Origin of the sequence: Sphingobium sp. AntQ-1 (assembly GCF_028538045.1) — a bacterium.
GTDB classification, from domain to species: Bacteria; Pseudomonadota; Alphaproteobacteria; order Sphingomonadales; family Sphingomonadaceae; genus Sphingobium; species Sphingobium cupriresistens.
Map to the genome: position 1 here is coordinate 663,881 of NZ_CP117158.1, position 11,508 is coordinate 675,388.

Consider the following 11,508-nt stretch of genomic DNA (forward strand, 5'->3'; position numbering starts at 1 on the left):
CCCTATGCCAACCGTGATCCAATCGGGACGGATGGCCCGGAGCCACCGGTCCCGGCGAGTGCCTTGAACCGAACGCCACGACCTCCGCCCTGGCTGACTGCTCCCTCCGCGATAAATTCGATGTCGGCCCTGTCGAACGCCGCGATCAGCTTCATCAGCGATTCCACATTGCCGCGGATGATGTCCTTGCTGGACTCCATCCGCTGGATCGTGGGCATCGACAATCCGGACAACCCGGCCAGCTCGCGCTGGTCGATCCCGAGCAGGGCGCGGGCCCCTCGCAACTGGGCAGCTCCGATCATACGCAAGCCTCCCGCCAAGCCTTCAACGATAGGATATCAGGTTTGCTTTAGCAATGATAACATGCCAAGATATGATATTGATGTTTTATATATCTGTTGTGATGCAACCTTCAACCCGGGACGCAGGTCCGTAGATGGTCGAGCCCACACCGCTTCTGTCCGCTTCGCGCGGATTGTGTCCTCGCTGCGGGGCGAGGGGTTTATTCGCTGGCTGGGTGCGCTTCGCGCCGGGCTGTTCGGCTTGCGGCCTCGATTACGCCAGGTTCAATGTCGGTGACGGCCCCGCGGCCTTGTTGGTCATGATCGTCGGGGGCATCGTCGTCACGCTGGCGATCACCACTGAACTCAGTGCGCACCCCCCATTCTGGGTGCACATCATTTTGTGGGTGCCGTTGACGATCGTCCTCGTCATCGGCGCGCTTCGGCTTGCGAAAGGGCTTCTGCTCGCCTTCGAATACCGCCACACTAAAGAGAAAACCCCTCCCGATGGCCCGGCGCAGTGAGCATCTCAGCGCACACCGGCGTTGGGGCTGGATGCGCAAGAGCGTGACCCGCGCAATCCAATCGTGGCCGTTCGGCATGCCCTGCCCCTATGGTACAATCCGGCAATGACTCGGAGTGACAAGCACCTCGGGATCCTGGCCATCTGCTTGTCGGCGCTGGCGGGGTTTGTCGATGCCGTGGGCTTCATTCATCTGGGCGGATTTTTTCTCTTTTCGGTGAGCGCCAACACCACCCTCCTGGGGATCGGGTTGGCCGAGGGGTCGGCGCGGGCGGCGGTCGCGGCGGGCTTGATCGGAACCTTCGTGCTCGGTGTGATGGCTGGTTCGATCGTGCTGCATCGTGCCCGGCACCATCCTCGCGCAGCGGTTCTCGTGCTGGTCTGCATGCTGTTGCTTATAGCCGCGAGCCTGAGCGCTTTCGGCGTGGCGCATGGTCCGATCGTCGCGATGGCATTGGCCATGGGAGCCGCGAACTCGGTTTTCGAGCGTGACGATGAGGCAGGCAGCGGGCTGATGTCATTTACCGCGCCGCTGGTGAAGCTGGGCGAGAAAATTGCCGGCATGGACGAGGGCAATGGCCATGGCTGGGGCCATTACCTCCTCCTGTGGCTGGGCTTTGTGCTGGGCGCAGGAATTTACCAGATGGTAGCGCTCGGCACGGTCTGGATCGCCGCGGGCGCCGCAGCACTCCTTGCCTTCGCAGCAACAAAAATCGAGAAAGGCGGCGCAGCTTCGCTTCCCGGGATGTTCGATGCCTGACTTCACCGTGTATCCATTCGATCGTCCCGCATCCATGCCTGATCCCATGCCCCCGCGCGAAGCCGGCACGATTGGCGGCGAAATCGTTCTGCCTTCATCGGGTTGGGCAGCGGTGCTGCGCGGCGCGCGCAATCGCTGCCCAAGATGCCAGCAGGCCAAGCTGTTCGCGCGCTTCCTCAAGCCTGTTCCGCACTGCCCGGCCTGCGGCCAGAACTGGACGCACCAGCGTGCTGATGATTTTCCGGCCTATGTGTCGATCCTGCTCACCGGTCACTTGATGGCCCCGATCATCATCACGCTGGTCCGGGATTTTGATCTGTCCACGGCTGCTCTTGTCGCGATCATCATGCCGCTGGCGATGATATTGATGATCGGCCTTCTCCAGCCCGCCAAGGGAGCGATCATCGCTCTTCAATGGTGGCTCGGTATGCACGGGTTCGAACGGGAACGGCCGGTGCCGCCGGGTGGAGAGGCCGTGCCGTGAACCCGGAGTTCCGTGCGCTCATGGCGTCGGACAAACGATGCGGTCGCGTTTTGGCAAGAATGCGTACTTGCGATGCCGTGGAACGACCCTGCGGCGGATGCGAAAAACACCCTTGAAGGACCGTCGTTCACCATCCTTGAACTAGGTGTCCTGCAACGGGAACCACACGACCGAATCCACTTGAGCGAGATAACCGTTGTCGAGCAGTCTCGTGGGGCGCCGTCCACTGAGATCCAACGATCGTGCTTCACGTCGGGAACACACGAAGCGGATACCGCCCCTCTGGCTTTGAAGCTGTTGGCGTGCTGCCAGTTCTGTCCAAATACGCTCATTTTGCCGTAAGCGGCACTTCAGTGCCCTACCCTTGCGCCGCGAATCAGGGTGATGCATCACAGTGCTGGACGAAACGTAAAGACTGGATGTGCCACAGGCCCTTCGGGTTTCTGAACTGCCAGTCTTGTCGAAAGGCCAAGGCGCCAAGCCTATCAGGGCTCGCCGCCTGCTCTGTGAAAATGTTGATATGGTCGACGAGCGAGGAGTGGTCCGCGGCTCAAGGGCGGATGTGTCAGAGAATTATGAAGTACCGCATCCTTACGAGACAGTCATCCTATATGGCTTATGGCTTGCAGCGCGATAGCGGCCATGGCCGACCTTCACGAGCAGTCTTTCGTCGCACATGCGAGAAAGATAGCAGCGGGGGATACCGATATCTATGAGATCCTTCGTCCTCACTTCGCCTCGGTCTCGTGCGAAGGCTACAGCGCGCTCTCTCAATGACAGCTTCGGACCTCCCGCCAGCCTAACGCGCTCTGCGCGATCACGATCGCGCTTTCGTATGCCATATGTTGGTTCTCGTGGGGAAGCGAGGGGCGCATCTGCAGCAAATTCGCGGGATGAATCGTGATGCTGAAATGAAGGGCTTCTCGCTAAAGCACGGTATCGTGATATGGATTGTTTGGCTTGCTCCGATACGAATAGCAAAATTGTTTTAGACGTATCCTGAAATGGGAGCCACACTCTTTCAGGGTGGTTTTTTGCGTGTGATTTCAATGCCTTAGCGTATGAAAGCACCAAAGATACAAAGCCCCATTTCCCGCAAGCTACTGAATTTGCATTCTTTTTTGTTCATATCCAAACTGGTGTGGCCAAATGGGATGTGAACAATTTTGCGATGCACAGATGGAGCTTTGAGGACACGGCTTTCCGCCTTTCCCGACCCATGCCGGTCGCTCAGTCACAGATTTTTTGTTCCCAGGTGCTGACAGTCCGCTATCCCGACAGGTGTCGACCAGAATACGCCGTTCCAGTCCGCGCTGGGTATGTTGAAGCTGTCGGTTGGGCGGCGCGACAACGGCGGGTCGCAATGCTGTTGATTTCCACTGAGAGTTGACCCGGGATTTTCATCGAGAAGTGACCCGGTTGGAAGGTATGTCCCGCTATGCGGGTGGTGGGTCAAGCGGGTTATTTTTCCTTTCGTGATTTGGGGTCCGCGGCGCTGGCCCTGAACCGAAAGCTGTCATTGCCGGTCTCGAGGATGTGACAGTGGTGGGTGAGCCGGTCCAGCAGAGCCGTTGTCATCTTGGCATCACCGAACACGCCAGCCCATTCGCTGAAGCTGAGGTTGGTGGTGATGACGACGCTGGTGCGCTCGTAAAGCTTGCTCAGCAGGTGGAACAGCAGCGCGCCGCCTGACGGGCTGAACGGCAAGTATCCGAGCTCGTCGAGGATGACGAGGTCGAGGCGCAGGAGCCGTTCGGACAGTTGGCCTGCCTTGTTCATGGCCTTTTCCTGTTCCAGCGCGTTGACCAGGTCGACGGTGGCGAAGAAGCGGACCTTCTTGCGGTGATGCTCGACCGCCTGGACGCCAAGTGCGGTGGCGACGTGCGTCTTGCCGGTGCCGGGGCCACCGATCAGGACGACGTTATGGGCGCCATCGATAAACTCGCCGCGATGCAACTGGCGGACCATGGCTTCGTTGACCTCGCTGGAAGCGAAGTCGAAGCCGGCCAGGTCCTTGTAGGCCGGGAACCGGGCCGCCTTGATCTGGTAGGCGATGGACCGAACCTCGCGCTCGGCCATCTCGGCCTTGAGCAACTGGGAGAGGATGGGGATGGCCGCATCGAAGGCGGGTGCCCCCTGCTCGATGAGGTCAGCGACGGCCTGGGCCATGCCGTACATCTTGAGGGAGCGCAGCATGACCATGACGGCGGCGCTGGCGGGATCATGACGCATGACGCAGATCCTTCCCGCGCAGCGTATCATAGCGCGCGACATTGGCCTTCGGCTCCCGGCGCAGGCTCAACGCCTGTGGGGTATCGATGGCGGCGATGCTGGTTGGCTTGCCGTCGAGCAGCCGGTGGAGGATGTTGAGGATATGGGTCTTGGTCGGCACGCCAGCTTCCAGCGCCAGTTCGACGGAACAGAGCACCGCCTGCTCATCATGTTGCAGGACCAGCGCGAGGATCTCCACCATCTCCCGGTCACCGCCGGGGCGCTTGAGCAGGAAGCCCTGCAACTGCCGGAAGGCCTCGGGCATCTCGGCAAAGGGCGCGCCGTTGCGCAGGGCGCCAGGCTTGCGCTGGATCACCGCCAGGTAATGCCGCCAGTCATAGATGGTCCGCCCTGGCTGGTCATGGGACCGCTCGATGATCCGGCCATGCTCGCACAGGACCTGGCCCTCGGCGGCGATGACGAGCCGGTCAGGGTAGACCCGCAGGCTCACCGGCCGGTTGGCGAAAGAGGCTGGCACGCTGTAGCGATTGCGCTCGAAGGAGACCAGGCAGGTCGGCGATACCCGCTTGGTGTGCTCGACGAAGCCATCGAAGGGCCGGCCCAGCGGCATCAGACTGGCGACCTCTTCGGCATGCACATCGGCGATGGTGCCGGGCAGGACGCCATGCTGGATCTGACCCCATTGCGCGATGCACTGCTCCTCGAGCCAGACGTTGAGCGCATCGATGTCGGGGAAGCTGGGCATGGGTTGCCACAGCCGGCGCCGTGCATCCTGCACGTTCTTCTCGACCTGTCCCTTCTCCCAACCGGAAGCCGGGTTACAGAACTCGGGCTCGAACAGGTAATGACTGGCCATCGCGGCAAAGCGCGCGTTGACCTGCCGAGCCTTGCCCGTGCCGATCCGATCAACCGCGGTCTTCATGTTGTCGAAAATCCCGCGCTGCGGCACGCCGCCCAGCACCCGGAAGGCCTGGGTCAGAGCGTCGAACAGCATCTCGTGAGTCTGGAGCAGATAAGCTCGGACGGTGAAGGCGCGGCTGTGTGACAGCTTGGTGTGCGCCACCTGCAGCTTGGTCTGCTTGCCGCCCAGCAAGGCCCAGTCCTCGCTCCAGTCGAACTGGAACGCCTCGCCCGGCGCAAAGACCAGCGGCACGAACGTGCCGCGACCACTGGTCTGCTGCTCGCGCTGACGATCGGCCTTCCAGGTCCGCACGAAGGCCGCAACGCGCCCGTATGAGCCGTTATAGCCCAGGACCACGAGATCGGCGTGCATCTGCTTCGCCGTGCGCCGCTGCTTGCGCGACTTGCCAGCCTCGATCCGCAGCCAGCCTGACAGCTTCTCCGCATACGGGTCCAGCTTGCTCGGCCGCTCGGGAACCTTGAACTGCGGCTCTACCGTGTCCGCCCGCAGGTACTTGCGGATCGTGTTGCGCGACAAACCAGTGCGCCGCTCGATCTCCCGGATCGGAACCTGCTGCCGGAAATGCCAGCGCCGGATTACACTCAATAACGCCATGTCGATCACTCCTGAATCCTCCGACCAATCAGCCAGAGGGAAGTCAAAACATGGGTCACTTCTCAGTGGAAACTTATGCCCCTCCCGGGTCAACTCTCAGTGGAAATCAACAGCAATCGCACAACTGGTGCTGTGGATCGGCTATCTGCAATGGCATTTCCGGGTAAACGGCGCGGATCGCGCTCCACCCGAGCCCATCTTGCGCGATGTACGTACCATCCAGAATCGGGATGCGTTGGTCGCCTGGGATGCGCGCGTGCCAGAGGTTGATGCGGACGGCCAGCCTGTCACCCGCTGGGACGGTGAGGCGATGCGCCCCCATCCCGTCACCGGCCGCCCGATACCTGACGAGACGGCACGCGTTCCGGTCTATCGCTACGAAGGCGTACGCGCTGCGGTCTGGCCGCGTGCAGACTTCATCATCGGCAATCCGCCTTTCATCGGCGGCAAGGATGTGCGCGAGCGGTTGGGCGACGGCTATTTCGAAGCTCTGTTCGCCACGACCGACGTCCCGGAGAGCGCGGATTTCGTGATGCATTGGTGGGACCGCGCTGCCTCTGCGGTCCGCAGCGGCGCAACGCGGCGCTTCGGCTTCGTCACTACCAATTCAATCACGCAGGTGTTCAGCCGCCGCGTCATTACAAAGCATCTGGACGCCAAGGACCGGCTGAGCCTGATCTTTGCAATCCCCAATCACCCCTGGGTGGACGAGAAGGACGGCGCCGCCGTCCGCATCGCGATGACGGTCGCTGCGTCGGGCAAGCTGGCCGGCCAGCACTGGACGGTCGTCGATGAGCGCGGCGCGCCCGATCACATCACTTTTACCGAGCGTGCTGGCCAGATCGGCAGCGACCTGCGGATCGGGGCGGATGTGACGGCGGCGGTGGCGCTCAAGGCAAACCACGGCCTATGTTCGCCGGGAGTAAAGCTGCATGGCGATGGCTTCATCCTGACCGCCGCAGAGGTTGAAAAAATCTCACCTAATTCACTGAAAATACTTGATTATATTGCAGTTTCTGCGCTATATAATAGCCAGCAGCCAGCAGCCAGCAGCCAGCAGCCAGCAGCCAGCAGCCAGCAGCCAGCAGCCAGCAGCCAGCAGCCAGCAGCCAGCAGCCAGCAGCCAGCAGCCAGCAGCCAGCAGCCAGCAGCCAGCAGCCAGCAGCCAGCAGCCAGCAGCCAGCAGCCAGCAGCTCTCGATCCGCAGCGGAACATCGGACGAGGAAGAAGTCGTATTCGCCTATCGCAACGGCCGCGATCTCGCGGCGCGGCCACGCGGCGTGTTCATCATCGATCTGTTCGGCCTATCCGAAGCGCAAGTGCGGGAGCGCCATCCCGCTATCTATCAGCACCTTACCAATGCCGTTCGCCCGCAACGTGAGGGCCAAGCTGCCAAGAGCAAGACTGTAGATGCTCAGCAATATGCCCGAACTTGGTGGCTGTTCGGCAAACCTCGCACCGAACTTCGCAAGGCCCTGAAGGGGCTTACCCGTTATATCGCTACGGTCGAGACGGCGAAGCACCGCGTTTTTCAGTTTCTGCCGATGTCAATCGTGCCGGACAATATGCTGATCTGTATTGCTTCGGACGATGCCTTCAACCTTGGCGTGTTGTCGAGCCGTTTCCACGTACCTTGGGCGACTGCATCGGGCGGCCGGATGGGAATGGGTGATGATCCCCGCTACAGCAAATCCCGTTGTTTCGACCCTTTCCCCTTCCCTGCCGACGTATCTGAACCTCTCAAGCATCGTCTCCGTATCGAAGCCGAAGCACTCGACACCCTGCGCAAGCGCGTGCTCGCTGAGCAAGACGACCTGACGCTCACCAAGCTCTACAATGTACTCGAAACGCTGCGGTCCGGCCGTACGCTTACTGCACCCGAGCGTGATCTGCACGATCGCGGGCTCGTCACCCTCCTGCGCGAGCGGCACGACACGATCGACGCGCTGGTCGCTGAGGCCTATGGTTGGCCCGTCGATCTGGTAGACGAAGAAATCCTGCTCCGTCTGGTTGCGCTCAACGCGGCGCGCGCAGCGGAAGAGACACGAGGTCTCATCCGCTGGTTGCGACCGTCATTTCAGGCGCCCGATTATCACGCACCGATCGCGGAGAGGCTCGATCTGGGCGAGGCGCTGGTTGCCCTGCCCGACAATGTTATCCCTTGGCCCAGTTCGCTGCCCGAGCAGGTCAGCGCCGTCCAGTCTGTATTGGCTCGCGCCGCCGCACCACTCACACCGCAGGACGTCGCCCGATCTTTCCGGGGCAAGCGCGCTGTATCAGTGCGGCCAGTGCTGGAGGCGCTCGCCGGAATCGGTATGGCACGACGGTTGGGCAATGGCCGCTACGCCGCATAGCGATCACGGCGACAAGCAATTGAACCGCTGACCTATGTCACCAAATTTGCCAGTGGCTGCAGACATCACGCCGCCAAACGCTGGGTTTCGGGAAGACGACGGCAAGCTTGATACGATGCGGATTCAGTCAAATTGCCATCCTCCTCCGCCGTCCGCACCCGTTCTATTGCATTGTATCGAGCGATGAGGAGGCGAACGTCCGGCGTTGCCCGGACGAACAATTCCGAAAGCAACGGCCCGATGGAGGCAGCGTCCTCCCGCGCCGCCAGATGCCCCGCGAAGATATGGAAAGGCGGATTGAAGGCGCCCGTCAGTTCACCATTCGCCCACGAACACCGCTGAAAAACCAGGCCCAGCATCTGCCGCTTCATTTCATCGGGAAGGCCGGGCAGCCGCAGGTGCAAGCTCCGCCCCATATCCAACATAGCCAGACCGGCATCAAGCAAGGCCCCTGGCATGCCGGCCATTGCGCTCGGATGGTGCAAGGAGGCCACATTGGTTCCAGCCTCGTTATTTTCCAGACAACCCGGCTCTACTGCATTGCGGATATCCTGGAACTGATCCCTCCCGCATCGAAGTTTTCTGAGCAGACCCAGGAAATGCTCCTCGAGCGCCTCCTGCCGGACGAAACGCTCGGGACACCGGCCGCGAAAACCGGAGCAACGATAGTAGATATATTTGCCCTTTTGAATCTGGGCGACGAGCGCGCAGCCGCAATGCCCGCACTTGATGAGGCCGGTAAACGGGAAGAAACGCGGCTTGGCGCAGATGTTGGCGCTGCTCCGCTCGTCAAGCGTCTGCTGGACCGCGTCCCAGATGTCGGTGGACACAAGGGGTTCGTGCACCCCGGCATAAAGCTCGCCTCGCCATTCAAAGGTGCCCGCGTAGAGCCGATTGCGCAGAATACCATGAACAGTGCTGACGCTGACCGGCCCGCCGCTCCGACGGTACCTCATTCCGGCGTTCCGGGCCATCCCCGTCACTTCCTTCAAGGAATAGAGGCCTGTTGCGTACCAATCGAACAGGCGTATCACTATCGGCCCCGCCTCGGGATCAACGGCGATGACGTTCTTGCTCTGCCCGTCCCTGACGTTGCGATAGCCGATCGGCGCGCAACTCGGCCAATGACCCTGCTGCGCCTTCTCGATCATCCCTTTGCGCGTTTCCTCGGAAAGATTGTCGATATAAGCCTTGGCCATCAGCACCTTGATGCCGTGGACGAACTTCTCCGACGATCGGCAGCCCTCAGACATCACGACATTCTCTTTGACGAAATGGACCTCAACGCCGAGGTCATCGATCGTCGCCCAGTCCTTCAGATTGCGGTAGAGCCGGTCGGTCTTCTCGACGAGAATGATCCGAACCTCCGGATGCCGGCACAAATAGCGCAACATGTTGCCGAAGGCGGTCCGGGCGCTTTTCCTGGCGGTTTCCACGTCGACATGGCTTGATACGATGGCGATGCCGTTCAATGTCGCATAATCTTCCAGCAGCTTGACCTGAGCGGGAATCGAATAGCCTTCACGCTCCTGCTCCGGCGTGGAAACCCGTGCGTACAGGACCGCCTCGCGGACCTTGAGACGATCAATATTCTTACGGTGTTTATAACGGCTAACTGCACTTCTCGGCCTCGCCAATCCATTGCTCCTGTTGAGATTCTTTCCGTCGGAAGAGGCCTCTTGAGCAACAATGGTTAATACGAGACCGAAACGATTCTAAAAAACTTACCTCCTCACCTCTGAGCCTCCCTGGAGAAGACCTTCTTTACGTCCGGAAGGAAAACGATTATATCTTCTCCTAACGGAGATAATTTATGAATGCGCCGACGCGAGCATTCACCCCTGCTGAGGCAGCTGTCGTCGGCGGACTGGAACTCAAGGCTGTCAACAATGCCATCGACAAACGCATTGTCGAGGTGCCGGTCCGCGCATCCAAGCGGCGCGAGCTGACCGCGGAGAATGTGCTGCAGCTCAAGCTGTGGCACGAAATCGGCCCGATCCTGTCGCAGGAGCGCCGCCAGCGTCTTTTCGGCCTGATCCGCGAAAACCCTGCGGCTCGCACCATCAGGGCAGACAATCTGGTGATTGTCGACGTCGCAGAGGCACGCAAGCAAGTCAACCAACGTACGAAGGATCTTGCCGAGGCCGAAGCCATGGTCGTCAAATCCCGCGATGTCATGGGTGCTGAGCCGGTATTCAAAGGCACGCGCATTCCAGTCCGGCTGGTCGCCACCATGCGAGCCCAGGGCGCAGATGACGGTGAGATCCTGTCAGGCTACCCCAAGCTGACTGCGCGCCAGCTCGAGTTGGCCGAGATCTGGGCTGCAGCCCATCCGCGCCGTGGCCGGCCAAAGTCGCTTGCTGATCGAGGGTTGAAAGCGAAGGCATCGCGCCGGACCAAGCTCGGCAGCGATCCTTTGGCGAAATCCAGCGAAACGTCGCTTCCGCCCGTATGAGATTCTTGATCGACGAGTGCCTGCACACTTCGCTGGTCGAAGTGGCGCAGGTCCTGCATGGAACAGGACAGGAATATGGATGATCGCCCGCATTCCCTACCAATTGTTGTCGTCGATCCCGACGAACATGCCTTGCTTAAGGCAACAGCAGAGTGCGCCGATGTCAATCTCGGTAACTTCATCCGCTGCAAGGTGATCGAGGCGACGGAAACACAGTTACTCGAACGGCGGCTCGTCAACATCCCCGCCGAGCACTGGGATAGGATCGAGAGGTGGTTCGAAACTCCGCCCAGGGACATTCCCGCGCTTCGCCGTTCTTCGGCGATCCCTCCGGTACCATCGCCCCGACCACTCACCAACGATGACAACAGATATGCGTTCGACTGCCAGCGCGAGCCTTTGAACCGCTGGTTCTGGGATCATGCATGGCAGGACCAGGAAACCGACATAGCGCGGACCCATGTGGCAGCCGATCCGGCCACCGGCAACATTATTGGCTTTGCCAGCCTTTCAGCGGCGGAAATCAAACGCGAGCCCCCGCCGTCCGACGGGATTGAGCCACAGATCTGGCTCACCGCCCTGCCTGCTGTCCTACTCGGCCGCCTCGCCATCAACCAACGCTATCAGGGCCTCGGTCACGCCCGATCGTTGATGCGTTTTGCACTCGCCAGCGCGGTAAGTTTCTCTAGCAACATCGGCTGTTTTTGCATGCTGACACATCCCCTTGATGACCAGGTTCGCACCTTCCTCCGCACATTTGGTTTCGAGGAAATTCCCGGTGATCCAGCCGGCGGCATGGCGATCCGTATCATCGATCTGGAGCATAATGGAGTGGGCAGCCCCTCAACGGTTCGTCATAATAACGCCTTCAATGAGACAGCGATTTTATAGAATGCCGAGCTT

11 protein-coding genes are annotated in these 11,508 nt (G+C 60.6%); 7 read left to right on the forward strand and 4 right to left on the reverse strand.

Annotation, left to right across the window (positions count from 1 at the left end; all coding sequences use genetic code 11):
• Nucleotides 1-2: 2 nt before the first annotated feature.
• The gene (locus sphantq_RS03335; RefSeq protein ID WP_272799604.1) at nucleotides 3-302 is read right to left on the reverse strand and encodes a helix-turn-helix domain-containing protein; all 300 of its coding nucleotides are present in this window, start codon (nucleotides 300-302) and stop codon (nucleotides 3-5) included.
• A gap of 134 nt (nucleotides 303-436) precedes the next feature.
• Between sphantq_RS03335 and sphantq_RS03340 the strand changes: the two genes are divergently transcribed.
• The 3 genes from sphantq_RS03340 to sphantq_RS03350 all read left to right on the forward strand — a co-directional run bounded on the left by sphantq_RS03340 (nucleotide 437) and on the right by sphantq_RS03350 (nucleotide 2,048).
• Nucleotides 437-805, forward strand: coding sequence for a DUF983 domain-containing protein (locus tag sphantq_RS03340; RefSeq protein WP_048577809.1), 369 nt, complete (start codon nucleotides 437-439; stop codon nucleotides 803-805).
• A 147-nt stretch (nucleotides 806-952) separates the two neighbouring features.
• Nucleotides 953-1,564, forward strand: coding sequence for a YoaK family protein (locus sphantq_RS03345; RefSeq protein WP_272799605.1), 612 nt, complete (start codon nucleotides 953-955; stop codon nucleotides 1,562-1,564).
• Between the two features lie 46 nt (nucleotides 1,565-1,610).
• A complete protein-coding gene (locus tag sphantq_RS03350) occupies nucleotides 1,611-2,048 on the forward strand; it encodes a DUF983 domain-containing protein (protein ID WP_048577825.1) in 438 nt (145 codons plus the stop codon).
• Nucleotides 2,049-3,509: 1,461 nt separating this feature from the next.
• Here sphantq_RS03350 and istB read toward each other — a convergent pair.
• Nucleotides 3,510-4,280: an IS21-like element helper ATPase IstB gene (istB, locus tag sphantq_RS03355; protein WP_066704332.1), complete on the reverse strand. Its 771-nt coding sequence runs from the start codon at nucleotides 4,278-4,280 to the stop codon at nucleotides 3,510-3,512.
• The gene (istA, locus tag sphantq_RS03360) at nucleotides 4,270-5,796 is read right to left on the reverse strand and encodes an IS21 family transposase (protein WP_066704330.1); all 1,527 of its coding nucleotides are present in this window, start codon (nucleotides 5,794-5,796) and stop codon (nucleotides 4,270-4,272) included. Before istA ends, istB begins: the two co-directional genes overlap by 11 nt.
• On the opposite strand from istA, the gene sphantq_RS03365 reads away from it, so the two are divergent.
• Nucleotides 5,795-7,177: a DNA methyltransferase gene (locus tag sphantq_RS03365; protein ID WP_272799606.1), complete on the forward strand. Its 1,383-nt coding sequence runs from the start codon at nucleotides 5,795-5,797 to the stop codon at nucleotides 7,175-7,177. The two genes, istA and sphantq_RS03365, sit on opposite strands and share 2 nt — an antisense overlap.
• Complete coding sequence (locus sphantq_RS03370; protein ID WP_272799607.1) at nucleotides 7,077-8,150, forward strand: type IIL restriction-modification enzyme MmeI; 1,074 nt, start codon at nucleotides 7,077-7,079, stop codon at nucleotides 8,148-8,150. The genes sphantq_RS03365 and sphantq_RS03370 overlap by 101 nt, the downstream gene beginning before the upstream one ends.
• 65 nt (nucleotides 8,151-8,215) lie before the next feature.
• On the opposite strand, the gene sphantq_RS03375 is transcribed toward sphantq_RS03370, so the two are convergent.
• On the reverse strand, nucleotides 8,216-9,787 hold the full coding sequence (locus tag sphantq_RS03375) for a recombinase family protein (RefSeq protein WP_272799608.1): 1,572 nt from the start codon (nucleotides 9,785-9,787) through the stop codon (nucleotides 8,216-8,218).
• Between the two features lie 176 nt (nucleotides 9,788-9,963).
• On the opposite strand from sphantq_RS03375, the gene sphantq_RS03380 reads away from it, so the two are divergent.
• Together sphantq_RS03380 and sphantq_RS03385 are read left to right on the forward strand one after the other, a co-directional pair.
• Nucleotides 9,964-10,605, forward strand: coding sequence for a DUF433 domain-containing protein (locus sphantq_RS03380; RefSeq protein ID WP_272799609.1), 642 nt, complete (start codon nucleotides 9,964-9,966; stop codon nucleotides 10,603-10,605).
• Between the two features lie 75 nt (nucleotides 10,606-10,680).
• The gene (locus sphantq_RS03385; protein WP_272799610.1) at nucleotides 10,681-11,496 is read left to right on the forward strand and encodes a GNAT family N-acetyltransferase; all 816 of its coding nucleotides are present in this window, start codon (nucleotides 10,681-10,683) and stop codon (nucleotides 11,494-11,496) included.
• Nucleotides 11,497-11,508: the final 12 nt, after the last annotated feature.